At 71.2% G+C, this 17,480-nt stretch carries 17 protein-coding genes and 2 pseudogenes; 11 read left to right on the forward strand and 8 right to left on the reverse strand.

The window, feature by feature from the left end:
* Nucleotides 1-91 precede the first annotated feature (91 nt).
* The 5 genes from NOO62_RS09760 to thpD all read left to right on the forward strand — a co-directional run bounded on the left by NOO62_RS09760 (nucleotide 92) and on the right by thpD (nucleotide 5,034).
* Entirely contained in the window at nucleotides 92-1,198 is a 1,107-nt protein-coding gene (locus NOO62_RS09760) for a pyridoxal-phosphate-dependent aminotransferase family protein (RefSeq protein ID WP_268775542.1), read from the forward strand.
* A gap of 481 nt (nucleotides 1,199-1,679) precedes the next feature.
* Complete coding sequence (ectA, locus tag NOO62_RS09765; RefSeq protein WP_268770490.1) at nucleotides 1,680-2,231, forward strand: diaminobutyrate acetyltransferase; 552 nt, start codon at nucleotides 1,680-1,682, stop codon at nucleotides 2,229-2,231.
* Between the two features lie 122 nt (nucleotides 2,232-2,353).
* Nucleotides 2,354-3,625 (forward strand): diaminobutyrate--2-oxoglutarate transaminase, encoded by a 1,272-nt coding sequence (gene ectB, locus NOO62_RS09770; RefSeq protein ID WP_268770491.1) that lies wholly within the window; start codon nucleotides 2,354-2,356, stop codon nucleotides 3,623-3,625.
* A gap of 53 nt (nucleotides 3,626-3,678) precedes the next feature.
* A complete protein-coding gene (locus tag NOO62_RS09775) occupies nucleotides 3,679-4,083 on the forward strand; it encodes an ectoine synthase (protein ID WP_150166377.1) in 405 nt (134 codons plus the stop codon).
* A gap of 51 nt (nucleotides 4,084-4,134) precedes the next feature.
* Entirely contained in the window at nucleotides 4,135-5,034 is a 900-nt protein-coding gene (gene thpD / locus NOO62_RS09780) for an ectoine hydroxylase (protein ID WP_268770492.1), read from the forward strand.
* A gap of 66 nt (nucleotides 5,035-5,100) precedes the next feature.
* Here the strand turns inward: thpD and NOO62_RS09785 are convergent, their stop codons facing one another.
* Nucleotides 5,101-6,168, reverse strand: coding sequence for an alkene reductase (locus NOO62_RS09785; protein WP_268770493.1), 1,068 nt, complete (start codon nucleotides 6,166-6,168; stop codon nucleotides 5,101-5,103).
* Nucleotides 6,169-6,315: 147 nt separating this feature from the next.
* Between NOO62_RS09785 and NOO62_RS09790 the strand changes: the two genes are divergently transcribed.
* Nucleotides 6,316-6,837 carry a MarR family winged helix-turn-helix transcriptional regulator gene (locus NOO62_RS09790; RefSeq protein ID WP_268770494.1) on the forward strand — a complete coding sequence of 174 codons (522 nt, stop codon included), beginning with the start codon at nucleotides 6,316-6,318 and terminating at the stop codon, nucleotides 6,835-6,837.
* Nucleotides 6,838-6,872: 35 nt separating this feature from the next.
* On the opposite strand, the gene NOO62_RS09795 is transcribed toward NOO62_RS09790, so the two are convergent.
* From NOO62_RS09795 to NOO62_RS09820, 6 genes and pseudogenes are all read right to left on the reverse strand, one after another.
* Complete coding sequence (locus NOO62_RS09795) at nucleotides 6,873-7,907, reverse strand: maleylpyruvate isomerase family mycothiol-dependent enzyme (protein ID WP_268770495.1); 1,035 nt, start codon at nucleotides 7,905-7,907, stop codon at nucleotides 6,873-6,875.
* Nucleotides 7,904-8,542, reverse strand: coding sequence for an RNA polymerase sigma factor (locus NOO62_RS09800; protein ID WP_414930976.1), 639 nt, complete (start codon nucleotides 8,540-8,542; stop codon nucleotides 7,904-7,906). Before NOO62_RS09800 ends, NOO62_RS09795 begins: the two co-directional genes overlap by 4 nt.
* A 66-nt stretch (nucleotides 8,543-8,608) precedes the next feature.
* Nucleotides 8,609-8,968 (reverse strand): annotated as a pseudogene (locus NOO62_RS09805) (aminotransferase); the annotation flags it as partial.
* 1 nt (nucleotide 8,969) lies between these two features.
* Nucleotides 8,970-9,275 (reverse strand): annotated as a pseudogene (locus NOO62_RS09810) (extracellular solute-binding protein); the annotation flags it as partial.
* Nucleotides 9,276-9,424: 149 nt separating this feature from the next.
* Nucleotides 9,425-10,195, reverse strand: a complete 771-nt coding sequence (locus tag NOO62_RS09815; protein WP_268770496.1) for a DeoR/GlpR family DNA-binding transcription regulator — start codon at nucleotides 10,193-10,195, stop codon at nucleotides 9,425-9,427.
* A 234-nt stretch (nucleotides 10,196-10,429) separates the two neighbouring features.
* A complete protein-coding gene (locus tag NOO62_RS09820) occupies nucleotides 10,430-11,239 on the reverse strand; it encodes an NAD-dependent epimerase/dehydratase family protein (RefSeq protein WP_268775544.1) in 810 nt (269 codons plus the stop codon).
* A 248-nt stretch (nucleotides 11,240-11,487) separates the two neighbouring features.
* Between NOO62_RS09820 and NOO62_RS09825 the strand changes: the two genes are divergently transcribed.
* From NOO62_RS09825 to NOO62_RS09835, 3 genes are all read left to right on the forward strand, one after another.
* Entirely contained in the window at nucleotides 11,488-12,453 is a 966-nt protein-coding gene (locus NOO62_RS09825) for a 5-dehydro-4-deoxyglucarate dehydratase (RefSeq protein WP_268770497.1), read from the forward strand.
* Nucleotides 12,450-13,649 carry a hypothetical protein gene (locus NOO62_RS09830; protein ID WP_268770498.1) on the forward strand — a complete coding sequence of 400 codons (1,200 nt, stop codon included), beginning with the start codon at nucleotides 12,450-12,452 and terminating at the stop codon, nucleotides 13,647-13,649. The genes NOO62_RS09825 and NOO62_RS09830 overlap by 4 nt, the downstream gene beginning before the upstream one ends.
* Nucleotides 13,650-13,710: 61 nt before the next feature.
* Nucleotides 13,711-15,084, forward strand: coding sequence for a S28 family serine protease (locus NOO62_RS09835; RefSeq protein WP_268770499.1), 1,374 nt, complete (start codon nucleotides 13,711-13,713; stop codon nucleotides 15,082-15,084).
* Here NOO62_RS09835 and NOO62_RS09840 read toward each other — a convergent pair.
* Nucleotides 15,059-16,264: an MFS transporter gene (locus tag NOO62_RS09840; protein ID WP_268770500.1), complete on the reverse strand. Its 1,206-nt coding sequence runs from the start codon at nucleotides 16,262-16,264 to the stop codon at nucleotides 15,059-15,061. The genes NOO62_RS09835 and NOO62_RS09840 overlap by 26 nt on opposite strands.
* A 14-nt stretch (nucleotides 16,265-16,278) precedes the next feature.
* On the opposite strand from NOO62_RS09840, the gene NOO62_RS39250 reads away from it, so the two are divergent.
* Both NOO62_RS39250 and NOO62_RS09850 read left to right on the forward strand, forming a co-directional pair.
* A complete protein-coding gene (locus NOO62_RS39250) occupies nucleotides 16,279-16,530 on the forward strand; it encodes a hypothetical protein (RefSeq protein WP_414930791.1) in 252 nt (83 codons plus the stop codon).
* A 107-nt stretch (nucleotides 16,531-16,637) separates the two neighbouring features.
* Nucleotides 16,638-17,435 carry an HAD family acid phosphatase gene (locus tag NOO62_RS09850; RefSeq protein ID WP_268770501.1) on the forward strand — a complete coding sequence of 266 codons (798 nt, stop codon included), beginning with the start codon at nucleotides 16,638-16,640 and terminating at the stop codon, nucleotides 17,433-17,435.
* Nucleotides 17,436-17,480 lie beyond the last annotated feature (45 nt).

The raw sequence follows: 17,480 nt of genomic DNA on the forward strand, positions 1-17,480 counted from the left end.
TCGGTGCGCCCGGTGCGGGGCCGATCGGTACGCTCGGTACGGCATCCCGGACGAACTCGTGAGCGAAGAGAGCAGTGACGTGAGCAGTACTGTGACGCACCCCTTCCTGGACCTGGCGCCGCTGAGCGCCCAGCACTTCGCCGCCATCGAGGCGCGGGTGGCCCGGCTGCTCGACACGGAGCAGGACGTCGTGATCATGCAGGGCGAGGCGCTGCTGCCCCTGGAGGGGTGCATCCGGGGCGCGGCGGCGCCGGGTACGACCGCGCTGAACGTGATCACCGGTCCGTACGGGCAGACGTTCGGCAACTGGCTGCGCGACTGCGGGGCGACCGTCATCGATCTCGCCGTGCCGTTCCACACCGCGGTCACGGCCGAGCAGGTGCGTCAGGCGTTCGCCGAGCACCCGGAGATCGACTTCGTGTCGCTGGTGCACGCGGAGGCGGCGACCGGGAACACCAACCCCGTCGCGGAGATCGGTGCGGTCGTGCGGGAGCACGGGGCGCTGTTCATGCTGGACGCGGTCGCCTCGGTGGCGGCCGAGCCGCTGCTGCCGGACGCGTGGGGCGTGGACCTGTGCGTGATCGGCGCGCAGAAGGCGATGGGCGGGCCCGCGGGTGTCTCCGCGGTGTCGGTGAGCGAGCGGGCGTGGGAGCGCGTCGCCGCGAATCCGCGGGCGCCGCGCCGCTCGTACCTCTCACTCCTGGACTGGAAGGAGCGGTGGATCGACGGCGGCAGGAAGGCGCTGCTGCACGCGCCCGCGCAGCTGGAGATGCTGGCGCTGGAGGCGTGTGTGGAGCGCATCGAGGGGGAGGGCCTGGAGGCGCTCATGGCGCGGCACGCCGCGGCCGCCGCGGCGGTCCGTGCGGGGGCGATCGCGCTGGGCGGGGGCCTCGAGCCGTACGTGCACGACGCGGTGGACGCGGCGCCGGTCGCCACGACGCTGCGGACGCCTGCGGGTGTCGACGCGTCCGCGCTGGTCGCCAGGGCGCTCGCCGCCGATCCGGTGCTTCCGCTGGTCGCCGGGGGCGGGGCGCTCGCCAAGGAGATGATCAGGGTCAACCACTACGGTCCTGACGCGACCCGAGGCGTCGTCCACGCGTCGTTGGCCGCGCTGGGCGGCGCGCTGGGTGAGACGGGTGTCGCGGTGGACCTGGAGGGCGCTCGCCGCGCGGTGACGGACGTCTTCACGACGGCCTGAGGCCGCCCACAGCCCCGCCCCTGTCTCCGTCCTCGTCCCGCCGGACCATCCGTACGAAATACCTGCGGCCGTCCCCAGCCCCATGGCAACGTGCATGCCGTGACCACGCTGCGGGACGGCCGCATTCGTGAATCCACGCCCCCGCCCCCTCGCGTCTCTGTGAATTCCCGCGCACGCTCTCACGAATTATTTATAAACTGAGAAGCGCAGCTTCCCGTATTCTTCTGCCCGCTTTCCCGGGACCTAAACACTAAGATTTCGACAGCATCAAACCCCCCAATTCGGACGCACACAAGAGTGGTCGCAGGCATGTGACGTACTCCACAATGCGTCCATTTTGCGTGGTTTGCATGGGTCAAATCACCCCAAATGGAGGGGACCTCATGCGGGCGCGCACCCACGCCTGATAACACATGCGGCGCCCTTGTGTAACCCCTCCCCCCGATGCAATTCAAGAAATTGCTCGGTAAATTCAATCCGCATGACCGCTGCACAAGCCGATCTACCGACCGACCTGCGAGCGAAATTCCAAAAACTGCCGGAGGGGCTGCGACTCGACAGTCCCGATGTCGCCGACGGCGCCGCGATCTGGCGGATCGCCCGCGACTCGAAGGTGCTCGACCTGAACTCGTCCTACAGCTATCTGCTGTGGTGCCGTGACTTCGCGGCCACGTCCCTCGTGGCCCGGGACGCCGACGGGGAGACGGTCGGGTTCATCACCGGCTACATCCGGCCCGAGCACCCCGACGTCCTGATGGTCTGGCAGGTGGCCGTCGACCACGGTCAGCGTGGCCGCGGCCTCGCCGGCGCCCTGCTCGAAGGACTGACCGCGAAGGTCGCCGCGGGCCGGGCGCTGACCAGGATCGAGACGACGATCGCGCCCTCGAACACCGCGTCCGAGCGGCTCTTCCTCTCCTTCGCGCGGCGACACGGCGCGTCCGTCGAGCGGAAGGTCCTGTTCGACGCGGGGCTCTTCCCCGACGACGGCCACGAGCCCGAGGTGCTGTACCGCATCGGTCCACTCGACCACTGATCCGCTCTCGCTCCCCCCAAGCGATGCCCGCGAGACCGGCACCAAATGCACCACGTGCACCATCAGCACCACCCGTAACTCCCCCCACCTCCCACGCCTTTCCATCTCCCAGGAGATCTGCTGTGACCATCACCCAGCCCGACCTGAGCGTCTTCGAGACCCTGGAGTCGGAGGTGCGCAGCTACTGCCGCGGTTGGCCTACGGTCTTCGACCGCGCGCAGGGCAGCCGCATGTACGACGAGGACGGCCACGAGTACCTCGACTTCTTCGCCGGAGCCGGATCGCTCAATTACGGCCACAACAACCCGGTCCTGAAACGCGCCCTGATCGACTACATCGAGCGGGACGGCGTCACGCACGGTCTCGACATGTCGACGACGGCGAAGCGCGCCTTCCTCGAGACGTTCCAGAACGTCATCCTGCGCCCGCGCGACCTGCCGTACAAGGTCATGTTCCCGGGCCCGACGGGCACCAACGCCGTCGAGTCGGCGCTGAAGCTGGCCCGCAAGGTCAAGGGCCGCGAGTCGATCGTGTCGTTCACGAACGCCTTCCACGGCATGTCGCTCGGCTCGCTCGCCGTGACCGGCAACGCGTTCAAGCGCGCCGGCGCCGGCATCCCGCTGGTGCACGGCACCCCGATGCCGTTCGACAACTACCTCGACGGCCGGACCCCCGACTTCATCTGGTTCGAGCGCCTCCTGGAGGACTCCGGCTCGGGCCTGAACACCCCCGCCGCCGTGATCGTCGAGACGGTGCAGGGCGAGGGCGGCATCAACGTCGCCCGCGCCGAGTGGCTGCGCAAGCTCGCCGACGTGTGCGAGCGCTGGGACATGCTGCTCATCGTCGACGACATCCAGATGGGCTGCGGCCGCACCGGCGCGTTCTTCTCCTTCGAGGAGGCGGGCATCACGCCGGACATCGTGACGGTGTCGAAGTCCATCAGCGGCTACGGCATGCCGATGTCGCTCTGCCTGTTCAAGCCGGAGCTCGACGTCTGGGAGCCGGGCGAGCACAACGGCACGTTCCGCGGCAACAACCCCGCGTTCGTGACGGCCGCCGCCGCCCTGGAGACGTACTGGACCGACGGCCCGGCGATGGAGAAGCAGACCCGCGCCCGCGGCGAGCAGATCGAGCAGGCGCTGACCTCGATCGTCGAGGAGAACCGTTCGGCCATCAAGGAGTGGCGCGGCCGCGGCATGGTCTGGGGCGTCGAGTTCCACGACAAGGACCGCGCGAGCGCCGTGGCGAAGCGGGCCTTCGAACTGGGCCTGCTCATCGAGACCTCCGGCCCCGAGGGCGAGGTCGTCAAGCTCCTTCCGGCGCTGACGATCACCCCCGACGAGCTGGACGAGGGGTTGCGCACGCTGGCCCGCGCGGTACGCGAGTCCGCCTGACCGAGCGCCCCACCGAGCCCCCGGCACCGTAAGAGAAAAGGAACCAACTCACCGTGATCGTCCGTTCGTTCAAGGACATTGAAGGCACCGACCGGCATGTGAAGGCCGCTTCGGGCACCTGGGAGAGCAAGCGCATCGTTCTCGCCAAGGAGCGGGTGGGCTTCTCCGTCCACGAGACCATCCTGTACGCGGGTACGGAGACGTCGATGTGGTACGCCAACCACATCGAGGCCGTCGTCTGCACCAAGGGTGAGGCGGAGCTGACCGACGACACGACCGGCGAGAAGTACACGATCACGCCGGGCACCATGTACCTGCTCGACGGGCACGAGAAGCACACGATGCGGATCAAGGAGGACTTCCACTGCATCTGTGTCTTCAACCCGCCCGTCACGGGTCGTGAGGACCACGACGAGAACGGCGTGTACCCGCTGCTCACGGAGCCGGAAGCGGACTGACACCACCTACATCCCGGAAAGGGCCGTACGAGAGGAGAGGCAGGCAACACCATGACCACCGCACCCGAACGCACCAGTGACCTGTACCCGACCCGAGGCGCCGAAGAGGTGCTGATCGAGCGCAAGGACCCCGTCGTGTGGTCCGAGCCGGGTGCAGCGGGGCCGATCACGGCCGGGGATCTGGCCGGGTTCGAGCGGGACGGTTTCCTGGCGATCGACCAGTTGATCACCCCGGACGAAGTGAGCGTGTACCACTCCGAGCTGGATCGGCTCATCAACGATCCGGCGATGCGCGCGGACGACCGCTCGATCGTCGAGCCGCGCTCCCAGGAGATCCGAACGATCTTCGAGGTGCACAAGATCAGCGAGCTGTTCGGCAGGCTGGCGGCGGACCCGCGGGTCGTCGGCAGGGCACGGCAGATCCTCGGCTCGGACGTGTACGTCCACCAGTCGCGGATCAACGTGAAGCCGGGCTTCGGTGCGACGGGCTTCTACTGGCACTCGGACTTCGAGACCTGGCACGCGGAGGACGGCCTGCCGAACATGCGGACCGTCTCGGTGTCCATCGCGCTGACGAAGAACCACGACACCAATGGCGGTCTCATGATCATGCCGGGGTCGCACAAGACGTTCCTCGGCTGTGCGGGCGCCACGCCGAAGGACAACTACAAGCGGTCGCTGCAGATGCAGGACGCGGGCATCCCGTCGGACGAGACGCTCACGCACCTCGCGTCCGACTACGGCATCCGTCTGTTCACGGGCGAGGCCGGTTCGGCGACGTGGTTCGACTGCAACGCCATGCACGGCTCGGGGGACAACATCACCCCGTACCCGCGCAGCAACGTCTTCATCGTGTTCAACAGCGTGGAGAACACGGCGGTGGAGCCGTTCGCGGCGCCGGTGCGCCGGCCCGAGTACATCGGGGCGCGGGACTTCACCCCGGTGAAGTGACCCGGTAGGTGGGTGCGTTCGGCCCGGTTCCCTTTGCTGGGAGCCGGGCCGTTCGCCGTTTTCCGGCTACCGCGGCAGGTGCGCGTAGTCCGTGTAGCCCTTCTCGGTGCCGCCGTAGTAGGTCGCGCGGTCGGGGGTGTTGTACGGGCCGCCGGCCTGCAAACGGGCCGGCAGGTCGGGGTTGGCGAGGAACAGCGCGCCGAACGTGATGAGGTCCGCGGTGCCGTCCTCGACCAGGGCGAGCGCGTCGGGTCCTGTGGGGCCTTCGCTGTGCGGGTTCAGGACGAGCGTGCCGCCGAAGTCCTGCCGCAGTCGTACGGTGAGCTCGCGGATGTCGCCGACCTCCATGACGTGCAGGTACGCGAGGTCGAGCGCGCCCAGTTCCTTGGCGAGCGCGGTGTACTCGGGCTCGGGGTCGGGCTCGGAGATGCCGTTGGCGGGGTTGCCCGGCGAGACGCGGAAGCCGGTGCGGGAGGCGCCGATCTCCGCGGCGACGGCCGCGGCGGCCTCGACGGCGAACCGGATGCGGTTCTCGGGCGAGCCGCCCCAGTCGTCGGTGCGGTGGTTGGAGCCGGGGGCGAGGAACTGGTGGATCAGGTAGCCGTTGGCGCCGTGCAGCTCCACGCCGTCGAAGCCCGCGTCGACGGCGTTGCGGGCCGCGGTGGCGAAGTCGGCGACGGTGGCGCGGATCTCGGCGTCGGTGAGCTCGTGCGGGGTGACGAAGTCCTTGGGGCCCTCGGCGGTGTAGACCTGCCCTTCGGCCGCGACCGGCGAGGGGGCGACGTTGATCAGTCCGTCGGGCAGGAGGGCGGGGTGGCCGACGCGGCCCGCGTGCATGAGCTGGGCGAAGATCGTGCCCCCGGCGGCGTGCACGGCGTCGGTGACCTTGCGCCAGGCGGCGATCTGTTCGGTGCTGTGCAGGCCCGGCGTGTCCGGGTATCCCTGGCCGACCACGGAAGGCTGGATGCCCTCGGTGACGATGAGGCCCGCGGAGGCGCGCTGTACGTAGTACTCCGCGGTCAGATCGGTGGCGACACCGCCCTCACCGGCGCGGCTTCGGGTCATGGGGGCCATGGCGATGCGGTTGCGGAGCGGGGTGCCGGACAGGTCGATCGGGTCGAACGCGGTGGTCATCAGAACTCCCGGGCTGAGATACGACGGAGATGTCGCGGAAATATGTGGTCGGCCAAGTATCTGCACTGAGAGCACTGTAACCCATTTATTGGCCGACCAAGGTAATCTTTTGGCAGACGTCTCACGATCGACAAACAGGAGCGCGCGATGAAGGCCGACACCGTCCAGGCACCCCCGGCCGACCCCGTCTGTACGCCCGGGGCGTCCGGTGTCGCCGACGCGGGACCCGTCAGTCTCGCCGTCAGCCGGGTGGCCCGGCTGCACCGCATCGCCGCGGGCAAGGTGTTGAAGGGGCTCGGCCTCTACCCCGGCCAGGAGTTCGTGATGATGCACCTGTGGGAGGCGGGCGCGGTGCGGCAGTCCGAGCTGATCAAGGCGGTCGACCTCGACCCCTCGACGGTCACGAAGATGCTCCAGCGCCTGGAACAGGCGGGCCACGTGCGCCGCCGCCCCGACCCGGCCGACCGCCGCGCGGTCCTGGTCGAGGCCAGCGCGGCGAGCTGCGGCCTGCTCACGCAGGTGGAACGCGCGTGGGGCGAGCTGGAGGGCCACACGCTGGCGGGTCTGGACGACACGGAACGCGCGGATCTGGCGCGGCTCCTCGCGAAGGTAGAGACGAACCTGTGCAAGGAGACGGAGGACTGCCCGGAGCGGAAAGGGCGGGGCTGAGGCCCCCGGAGGGCGTGGGGGTCAGGGCTTCCGCACTACAGCCAGGACAGCGACGCCGCCCGGGTCAGGACCCGCTGGGCCGCCGACGCGTCGCCCGACGTGCCGCGCGGGACGTGGTCGGGGGTGCGGCGGCCGCCCACCAGGAGGCAGAAGTCGACGGGGTCCAGGACGAGTTGCGCGCGTACCGGGTCGTCCCCGCTGCCCAGGATCCACTCCGTTTCGCCGCCTTCGCCGGAGACCGTCAGGGCGACGGGCGGGGCCTGGGGGCCGAGGGCCGGGCCGAGGATGCGGACGGCGAAGCGGACCAGCTGCCACAGGTGCGGGCCGGGCGGCGGGGGGACGGGCAGGCCGAGGGCGGCACCGATGTCGCGGGCGTGCACCCACGCCTCGAAGGCGCGGGCCAGGAAGTGGTCGGCGACGGGGAGCCGCCCGCCGGCGAGCAGCACGGTGCGGGCGGCGAGTTCGGGGTCGTGGGCGGCGCGGGACGAGAGGAGCCCGGCGGCCTGGTTGCGCCACGTGGAGACGGTCTGGGCGGGCGTGCGGACCCGTTCGCGGGAGATCACCTCGCGGGTGCGCGCCGCCCATTCGACGCGCCACGGGGGCGGCGCTCCGGAGGGGGCCGGGGACGACGCGGGGGCCCGCCCGTTGCTGCCCACGTGCCGGGCCAGGGGCTCGTCCGCGGCGATCAGGTGCGCGACCGTGTCGTGCACGTCCCATTCGTGGATGACCGGCGTCCCCCACGGCCCGTGTTCGTCCAGTTCGGCGAGGAGCGCCCGGAGTCCGGCCACCGCGGCGGCGTAGGGCGCGGCGTGCGGGGCGGTGCGCAGGGCGGGGGCGCGGCTGCGCAGGGCGAGGGAGAGGCCGTGCCTGCCGGGGTCCGTGTCCGGCACCGGGTCGGGCGCCGCGGGGCCGTCCAGGTGCCGCACGGTGGCCCGCAGCCGTACCGCTTCGGCGGCGCAGTGCTCGCACTCCCCCAAGTGCCGTACGACATCGGCCTCGTCGCCCGGCATGAGGGCGTCGAGGGCCCAGGCGCCGAGGAGTTCACGTACCGCCTCGTGGGGGGTCGTCATGGGTGCTCACCTCGCAGGGGTGGGTCCGCGAGGGTCTCGGCCAGGGTGCGCAGGGCCGTTCGCAGGCGGGTCTTCGCGGTGCCTTCGGGGATGCCGAGTTCGACGGCGGCCTGCCGGTAGGTGCGTCCTGCGAAGTAGGCGAGGTGCACCACCTGTTGCTGGGGCAGCGGGAGCCTGGCGAGGGCGGAGTGCAGGAGCAGGGAGCGTTCCTGTTCGAGGATCGCCTCGTCCGGGGCGGGGCCGGGCGCCGGGACCGCCCGCAGGGCGGTCTCGTCGGCGTGGGCGGCCTTGCGGTGCCGTTCCTCGCCGCGGACCCAGTCCACGGCGCGCCGGTGGGCGAGCATCGAGAGCCAGCCGCGCAGGCTGCCGCGTCGTGCGTCGAAGGCGTAGGGCCTGGTCCACAAGTGGGCGAAGACCTCCTGGGTCACGTCCTCGGCGGCGGTGCGGTTGCGGGTGACGCGGGTGGCGACGCGGAGGACGAGCACGCCGTACTCGGCGTAGGCGTCGGCGAGCGCCGCCTCCTCGCCGTAGACGAGCCGCCGGTGCAGCTCGGTGTCGACGGTCGTCCTGCCCGCGCCGGACGGCGGGTCCGACGTGCCCGGCATCTCGGGGGACGGCTCCACCGGCACCACCACCTCGCGCGACCGCTCGGCCACGTAGTAGTGCCAAGCCTGGCCCCCCGCGGCCCGCCGCGCCAGGCCTCAGCCCGACAGCACGTCGAGGAGACGGTCCACATCGGCCTCGGTGTTGTACAGGTGGAACGCGGCCCTCAGGTGTCCCGCCCGTGCCGACGTCAGAATGCCCGCCCGGGTCAGCTCCGGTGCCCGGTCGCCGAGTCCGGGCACGGAGACGATGGGTGAGGCGCCCGGCACGGGGGTGTGGCCCAGCGTGGCGAGTCCCGCGCGGTAGCGGGCGGCGAGCGCCGTGTCGTGGGCGTGGATGGCGTCGACGCCGATCTCCTCGACGAGGGTGAGTGCCGCGGCGGCCCCGTGGTAGGAGAGGAAGGCGGCGGCTTCGTCGTACCGGCGGGCGTCGGGGGCGAGTTCGGTGAGCGGGCCGTACGTTGCTGAGCGTCGCGATGTCGTACTGGCCAGCCTGGTTGGCGAAGTCCTGGCTGATCTTGTCGCGGACGTCGTTCTCGGGCAGGACGGTGAAGTTCACCTTGATGCCCGTCTCCTGGGTGAAGTGGGCGGCGGTGAGCTTGCGCAACTCCACCATCTGCGGGTTGTTCACCATGAGGACGTTGATGGAGTCGCCTGAACCTGCCCCGCCGGCGCCGGCCCAGCAGCCGGCGAGCAGCGGGGCGAGCAGCGCCCCTGCGGCGGCCGCGGCGAGCGTGCGCGGCCTCCGTCGGCTCGGGGTTCGCATGAAAGCTCCTGGACGTAGAGGGTCGTTTGGGGACGTGGGGGGGGGTGTTTCGGGGCGTGCGGGACCCCGGATCGGCGTACGGGGGACGGGGAGGCCGGTGCGGGAGGGGGAAGGGAGAGAGGGGGAGGGGAGAGAGGGAGGGGTGGGCGTCAGACGCGGAGGACCTGTGGGCCCAGGAGGGAGTAGCGGTGCGCTTCGGACGCGGGCAGCCGACTGCTCGTGACGATCGTGTCGAGGTCGCCGATCCCGGCGAACCGGCAGAAGCTCGTCGCCCCGAACTTGGTGTGCACACCCATGAACACGGTGCGCCGCGACGCCCTGATGGCCTGCGCCTTCACCTCGCTGACGGCGGGGTCAGGGGTGGTCAGGCCGTGTTCGCGGGAGATGCCGTTGGCCCCGATGTACGCCAGGTCGATGACGAACCCGGCCAGCATGCGGGTGGTCCAGTGGTCGACGGTGGCGAGCGTCCCCGACCGCACCCGGCCGCCGAGCAGCAGCACGGTGACGTTCTCGGCCTCGGCGAGCGACCCGGCGGTGGCCAGGGAGGCGGTGACGACGGTGAGCGGGCGGCCCGCCGCGGCTCCTGGCAGCGCCTCGGCGATGAGCTGCGGGGTGAAGCCCTCGTCGACGAAGACGGTCTCCGCGTCGCCGAGGAGTTCGGCGGCGGCGGCCGCGATGCGCCGCTTCTCCGGGACGTGCATGGTCGTGCGGAAGGCGAGGGTGGTCTCGAAACCCGCGCTCTCCACGGGGTAGGCGCCGCCGTGGGTGCGGCGGACCAGTCCGTGGTCCTCCAGGGCCCGCAGGTCGCGGCGGACGGTCTCCTTGGCGACGCCGAGCTCACCGGCGAGGGCCGTCACGTCGACGGAGCCGGCGTGCCGGGCAGCGTTGACGATCCGCCGCTGACGTTCCTCCGCGGTCATCGGCGCCACCTTCTTCCCCTGGGTCTGCGGTCTGCGCGGTGCGCGGTGCCCGTTCGGGCCTGTGGGGAAGTTCTACAGCGCGGACGAGGGGGGTTACCAGGCTCCGAGCGGGCACGATGATGCCCGCATCTGCCCGCTTGGCGGGGCAGGGGCCAGTGGTGCGGGGTGCGGGCGTGCCCGTTTAAGGGGTGCGGGGTGCCCGTTCGGTGCCCGAACGGGGCGGGCGCGGATTCCTCAGTACGGCCAGACCGGCGGGTTCGTGCAGAAGTGGCCGCCCAGGTGTGCGTGGTCCGGGTTCGCGGGGTCGAGCTCGCCCTGTTCGGCGATCAGCTTCGGCGCGTACTGCTCGGAGTCGTCCCGCGGGTCGTAACCGAGCGCCCGCGCGGAGGAGAGGTCCCACCACAGGCGGGTGTTGGCCGACGAGCCGTACACCACGGTGTGCCGCACGTCCTCGGCGGTGAGGGCCGCGTGGAAGAGGCGTGCGCCGTCGTCGGGGCTCATCCAGACCGACAGCATCCGCACGCTCGACGGCTCCGGGAAGCACGACCCGATGCGGACCGACACGGTCTCGATGCCGTGCTTGTCCCAGTAGAACTGGGCCAGGTCCTCGCCGAAGGACTTCGACAGGCCGTAGAAGGTGTCCGGGCGGCGGGGGGTGTCGATGGGGATCAGCGGGTCGTCGCCCTGTGGGCGCGGGGTGAAGCCCACGGCGTGGTTGGAGGAGGCGAGGACGACGCGCCGGACGCCCTCCTCGCGGGCCGCCTCGTACAGGTTGTACGTGCCCTCGATGTTGGCCTTCAGGATCTTGTCGAAGGTGGACTCCAGGGAGATGCCCGCGAGATGGAGGACCGCGTCGGTCCCGCGCACGGCCTCGCGCAGGGCGTCCCGGTCGGCGAGGTCGGCCGTGCGGGCGTGCGGCTCGTCGGCGATGGGGCGGACGTCCAGCAGACGCAGGTCGTAGCCGTACGCGGGCAGGAGGCCGCGCATCAGGGTGCCGAGGCCGCCGGCTGCGCCGGTGAGCAGGACGGTGCGGGGAGCGGGCATCGGGTCTCCTCGGGAGGCGTACTCGTGCGCATACGGCGTCGTACTCATGCGCGTACGAGATTCACATTCATGGACGAGTGGCAAGGTAAGGATCTCCGTCGAGCCGCGTCAAGAGGGCTGCGGAGGTGGCGAGTCCGCTCGCGCGCGGGGGAGTTCACCCGCTTGACCGGCCCCGAGACGGCGCCTTAGCGTGGTGGTGTTCAGAAATATGGACGTGAATCAGAAACATGCACGACTAGGGAGAGTCCGTGACGTCAGCTTCCCTCGCTTCCCGACTGCGCGTCCCCAGCGGGCCGCTGTTCTTCCCGGTCACCGCGTACGGGCCCGACGGCGCTCTCGACCTGGAGACCTTCCGCGCCCATGTGCGCGGTGGCATCGAGGCCGGTGCGGCGGCCGTGTTCGCGTGCTGCGGCACGGGCGAGTTCCACGCCCTGACGCCCGAGGAGTTCCAGGAGTGCGTCGCCGCCGCGGTCGACGAGACGGCGGGCCGGGTGCCGGTGGTCGCGGGCGCCGGATACGGCACCGCGCTCGCCGTGCGGTACGCGCGCCTCGCCGAGGAGGCGGGCGCCGACGGACTGCTCGCCATGCCCCCCTACCTCGTCGTCGCCGAGCAGGAGGGGCTCGTACGGCACTACACGGAACTGGCCGCAGCCACCTCCCTGGACGTCATCGTCTACCAGCGCGACAACGCCGTCCTCACCCCGGAGACGGTCGTCGAGCTCGCCCGCGCGGACGGCATCATCGGCTTCAAGGACGGCCTCGGCGACATGGACCTGATGCAGCGCACCGTCAGCGCCGTGCGTGGCGAAGTGCCGGGCGACTTCCTGTACTTCAACGGCCTGCCGACCGCCGAGCTGACCGGTCTCGCCTACCGCGGCATCGGCGTGACCCTCTACTCCTCGGCGGTCTTCTGCTTCGCGCCGGACATCGCACTCGCCTTCCACCGCGCGTTCAACGCCGGTACGCCGGAGGGGGACGCCCTGGTGAACCGCCTCGTCGACGGCTTCTACCGGCCCTTCGTGGAGTTGCGCGCCCTCGGCCGCGGGTACGCGGTCTCCCTCGTCAAGGCGGGCGTGCGGCTCGGCGGCCTGGACGTAGGGCCCGTGCGGCCGCCGCTGCACGAACCGGCCGGGGAACACGTCAAGCGGCTCGCCGAACTCGTCGAGCAGGGCCGGGCGCTGCTCGGCACCACACACCCCGGAGCGGGCGCGTGAAGGCCGCCGCGTTCCTCTACCCGTGGGACGTCGTCGGCGACCCCGACGCGCCCGCACGCCTCGCCGACCTCGGCATCCGCCAGGTCACCCTCGCCTCCGCCTACCACTCCACGCGCGCGCTGACCCCGCGCCACCCGCGCCACCGCATCGTCACCGCCGCGCACGCCGCGGTGCTCTACCCGCCGGGCGACCGCTGGCAGGGCCGCGAGCCGCGGCCGTACGCGGCCGGGGACTGGGCGCCGGGCGATGCCTACGGAGAGGCGGCGCGGGCGCTGAGCGACGCCGGGCTCGACGTGCACAGCTGGGTGGTCCTCGCCCACAACTCCCGCATGGGCGAGGACCACCCGGCGACCTCGGTGGTCAACGCCTACGGAGACCGCTATTCCTGGGCGCCCTGCATCGCGCAGCCCGCCACACGCGCGTACCTCACCGATCTCGCCGCGGAAGCCGCCGTACGCCCCGGGCGTCCCGGGCGTCCCGGGCGTCCCGGGCAGGAGACGCGCGGCACCGAACTGGAGTCCTGCGGCTGGTACGGCCTCGCGCACCTGCACGCCCACGACAAGATCGGTGGCGTCGCCCTCGGCGAGGCGGGGCAGTACCTGATGTCCCTGTGCTTCTGCGGCTCCTGCCGGGAGGGGTACGCGGGACAGGGCCTCGACCCCGACGAGCTGACCGCCGCCGTACGCCGCGCGCTTGAGCCGGTGTGGCGCGGCGGCCACGAGGGCGATGGCTGGCCTGCCGTCGAGAAGCTCATCGGCGCCGACCTGGCGGCCGCCACGCGCGCGTGGCGCGAAAAAACCGCCCGCACCCTCCAGGAGACCGTCGTCGCCGCCGTCCGCGCGGCGGCCCCCGCCGGATTCCAGGTACTGCTCCACGCCGACCCGGTGCCCTACCACTGCGGCGCCAACGCGGGTGTCGACCCGGCGCACATCCTCTCCGTGGCCGACGGCGTGGTCGTGCCCTGCACCGGCGGCGCGCACCTCCTGGAGCCGTTCGCCGCGCGGGCCGGGGACGGGACGGTCCTGGCGGCCAACCTCACCGTGGTGAGCGGCATGGGCGGCAGCCCCGCCACCCTCACCGCCGACGCGGCACGCGCGGCCGAACTGGGCGCGACGGAACTGCGGCTCTACCACGCGGGACTGGCATCGGACGCCGACCTCGCGCACGTCGCGAAGGCCCTGTCGCACGCGAAGTGATCACCGATACGATCCGCGCACCACAACCGTCACGCCCGTATCACGGGACAGAGGGGGAAGAGTGCGCAACAAGGGGATATCCGCGCTGGTCTGCGCCGGAGTGGTCGCGGGCGCCGCCGCGCTCGGCGCCACGCCGTCCGCGGCCGCGCAGACGCCGACGGCAGCTCACAAGGAGGCCGCGGCACCCGGCAAGAAGTCACCGTCCTCCGACATCCGCGAGCGCCTGGAGCGAATACCGGGCATGACGGTCGTCTCCGTGGCGGACAAGGAGGGCCACCCCCTCTACACGCTCACGTACAAGCAGCCCGTCGACCACCGCAGGCCCCACGGCGCCACCTTCACGCAGCGCGCCACGCTCTGGCACAAGGCCACGGACAAGCCGACCGTCCTGTACACCGGCGGCTACACCCTCGCCGGCGGCACCACCGCCCTCACCAAGCTCATCGACGCCAACCAGGTCAGCGTCGAGCACCGCTACTTCGCCGAGTCGCGGCCCAAGGGCGCCGCGGGCGACGACTGGTCCAAGATGACCGTCGAGCAGGAAGCCGCCGACGAGCACCGCCTCACCCGCGCCCTGCGCACCATCGAGAAGGGCAAGTGGCTGGGCACCGGCGCCAGCAAGGGCGGCATGACCGCGACGTACCACGAGCGCTTCTACCCCCAGGACCTCGACGCGGTCGTCGCGTTCGTCGCGCCCAACGACGCGAACAACCGCGACGACTCCGGCTACGAACGCTTCTTCAAGACGGTGGGCACCAAGGAGTGCAGGGACGCGCTGAACGCCGTGCAGCGCGAGATGCTCGTACGCCGTGACGCGCTGCTCCCCAAGTTCGAGGCGGATGCCGAGGCCGCGGGCGACACCTTCGAGGAGACCCTCGGCACCACCGACCGCGCCTACGAGTTCGCGGTCCTGGACCAGGTGTGGAACTTCTGGCAGTCCGGCACCGCCGCCGACTGCCCGACCGTGCCCGACGCGAAGCGGGCCACCGACGACGAGCTCTACTCCTGGTCCAAGGGACACGGCTTCAGCGTCTACCAGGACGAGACCCTCGGCACCAACGGCACGGGCCCCTACTACCGCCAGGCAGCCACCCAACTCGGCTGGGCCGACCTCGCGTTCAAGCACCTCAAGGACGTCCGCCACTACCCGGACATCTACCAGCCCAACTCGGTGCTGCCCGCCGCCATGCGCGGCACGTACGACAACAAAACCATCGCCGACGTCGACCGCTGGGTGAAGAAGCGCGGCCAGCGCATGATGTTCATCTACGGCGAGAACGACCCGTGGAGCGCCGAGAAGTTCACCCCGAGCCGCCACGACTCGTACCGCTACGTGGTCCCCGGCGCCAACCACGGCGCGTCGATCGCGAAGCTGCCCGCGGCGGAGCAGGCGAAGGCGGTCGCGACCATCAAGCGCTGGGCGGACGTGAAGTAACCCGGGCCCGTGGCCGCAGCAGGGGTGTGGCTATCAGTAGTCGTGCCCCTGCCAGCGCCGGGAGGAGTACCGCCAGGTCGACGGTCTCCACCAGGGCCGCGCCCGTCGCGATGCCGAGGGCGGTCGGGGCGAACATCAGCGTGTTCGCCGTGGCCGCCACCCGGCCCAGCAGCGCGTCCGGTGTCTCGCGCTGTACCGCCGTCAGGCCCGCGATCAGGACGCACGGCAGCCCGGCGCCGTTCGTGAGGCTTCCGGCCAGGGCCGCCGCGTCGTGCGGGATCGCCGAGAGTGCCGCCGCGACGGCGGTCAGGGCGATGCCCGCGCCGCCGAACCGGCGCGCCCCGAACCGGCGGATCAGTGCCCCCGACGCCACGCCCACCGCGACGGAACCGACGCCCTGGGCGACGTACAGGACGCCCGTGAACGAGGGGGAGCGGCCGAGGTTCTCGACGATGGCGTAGACCGTCGCGCCGCTGATGCCCGAGGTCAGCATCGTCAGGCCGCCCGCCACCACGAGGGGCCGCAGCCGCGCGTGCCCCCAGAGGTAGCGGGCTCCCTCCGCCGTCCTCGCGCGCAGCGGCGCGGGGTCGGGTGCCGGCACGGTCTCCCTGACCCGCAGCAGCGCGAACATGCCCGCCGCCAGGACGAACGTCACCGCGTCCAGGAGGGCCACCCGTGCGCCCCCGTACGCGGCGAACAGGCCCGCGCCCGCGAGCGGGGCCACCAGCTTCATACCCTCGTTCGCGGACATCCGCAGGCCGTTGAAGTCGCCGAGGAGCTCCTTGTCGAGTGCCGCCGCGGCGAGCGCCGCCTCCGCCGCGTCGGTGACGACGCCGCACGCCCCGTACACCACGAGGACGGCGAAGAGGATCCACAGGCGGGCCTGCGTGTCCACCGTGAACAGGGACAGGAGCAGCACGCCCAGTGCCAGGTTCGTGGCCACGAGGAGCGGTCTGCGGCGCGTGCGGTCGGCGAGGGTGCCGAGGAGCGGGCCGGTGAGGGCGGGTGCCCACAGGGCGAGCTGGCAGAGGGCGGCGAGTCCGTCCGAACCCGTCAGCTCCTTCACCCAGATCCCGGAGGCCAGCCACAGCGCGGAGGTCCCGAAGCCGGAGACCAGCACGGCGCCCAGGTACAGGCCCGCGTTTCGGTCCCGCAGGACGCGTCCGATCGAAGATTCCATGTGTGGTGATGGTGGTGACTAAGGCCCTCCGCCGGGTATCGGGCGACTTCCCTGGGAGTGGCGATGAGTTCGGCGCGCGGGGGCGGTCCACAAGGGGAGACGTACCGTATTCGCATCCTCAGAAGGGCACCATCGGCCCGGGCCGGCGCGCGGACCTGCCGAAGGCCCTCGCCACCCTCACCGACGCCTGGCGCGACCCGGCGGCCTGGGAGGGCATGACCCGCGCGGGCGGTCTCGACCTGCCCGGCGAGGAGGCGCGGTCCTGACCCAGGTATGGATCAGGTAAAGGGTCGGCCCATGGTCTCCCCAGGGCTGGGTTGATGCGCGTAGACAGTTCTTGACCTGCCCGAACCCTGATGCGGAGACGCAACACATGCGCAAGTCCCTACGTGTGGCCGGCCTGGCCACTGCCTGCACCGTCGCCGGTGCCGCCCTCTACACCACCGGCGCCGCGAGTGCCGACGAGTCCCGGCCGCGGCCCACCAAGGAACCCCACAACATAGGCCTGCTCGTCGGCGAGATCGACGAGTACTACGGCGCGACCAAGGGCGCGGACGGCGTCTGGAAGTCCTCGCCGGACAGCCCGTACGCCAAGGACCTGGCCCGCATCCAGGCCAAGGCGAAGAAGGACATCAGGAAGGCCGCGCGGCACCCGCACCGCGGTCACGGCAGGAAGCCGGCCATCGTCCTCGACGTCGACGACACCGCCCTGCTCAGCTTCGACTACGAGAAGTCCACCAACTACACGTACAACAACGACAGCTGGGACGCCTACGTCAAGGCGGCCAAGCGCCCCGCGGTCTTCGGCATGCCCGAGCTCGTGGCGTACGCGAAGCGCCACGGCGTCGAGGTCTTCTTCCTCACCGGCCTCGCCGAGTCGCAGCGCGACGGCGCCGTCACCAACCTCGCCAGGGCGGGCTACAAGACGCCGCTCGACCGTACGCACGTGTTCACCAAGAACAAGCCGAACCCCCCGGCCTATCTGAGCCACTGCGCCACGGCCGCCGCCTGGAAGTGCGACACCGTCCAGTTCAAGGAAGGCACGCGCAAGCACATCGAGTCCACCGGCTACAACATCATCGGCAGCTTCGGCGACCAGGTCTCCGACCTCGCCGGCGGTTACGCGGACCGGACGTACAAGCTCCCGAACCCCACCTACTTCGTGGGCTAGCCGCTGCCGTGGTCGCGGCGGCCGGGGAGTCGCATCGCGAGATAG

Origin of the sequence: Streptomyces sp. Je 1-369 (genome assembly GCF_026810505.1) — a bacterium.
GTDB lineage: Bacteria > Actinomycetota > Actinomycetes > Streptomycetales > Streptomycetaceae > Streptomyces.

Excerpts from the sequence above, each read along its gene's own strand:
- NOO62_RS09820 (WP_268775544.1), bottom strand. The coding sequence starts at position 11,239 with ATGCCCGCTCCCCGCACCGTCCTGCTCACCGGCGCAGCCGGCGGCCTC.
- NOO62_RS09840 (WP_268770500.1), bottom strand. The coding sequence starts at position 16,264 with ATGGAATCTTCGATCGGACGCGTCCTGCGGGACCGAAACGCGGGCCTG.
- NOO62_RS09795 (WP_268770495.1), bottom strand. The coding sequence starts at position 7,907 with ATGACGACCCCCCACGAGGCGGTACGTGAACTCCTCGGCGCCTGGGCC.
- thpD (WP_268770492.1), top strand. The coding sequence starts at position 4,135 with ATGACCACCGCACCCGAACGCACCAGTGACCTGTACCCGACCCGAGGC.
- NOO62_RS09790 (WP_268770494.1), top strand. The coding sequence starts at position 6,316 with ATGAAGGCCGACACCGTCCAGGCACCCCCGGCCGACCCCGTCTGTACG.
- NOO62_RS09850 (WP_268770501.1), top strand. The coding sequence starts at position 16,638 with ATGCGCAAGTCCCTACGTGTGGCCGGCCTGGCCACTGCCTGCACCGTC.
- NOO62_RS09815 (WP_268770496.1), bottom strand. The coding sequence starts at position 10,195 with ATGACCGCGGAGGAACGTCAGCGGCGGATCGTCAACGCTGCCCGGCAC.
- ectA (WP_268770490.1), top strand. The coding sequence starts at position 1,680 with ATGACCGCTGCACAAGCCGATCTACCGACCGACCTGCGAGCGAAATTC.
- NOO62_RS09785 (WP_268770493.1), bottom strand. The coding sequence starts at position 6,168 with ATGACCACCGCGTTCGACCCGATCGACCTGTCCGGCACCCCGCTCCGC.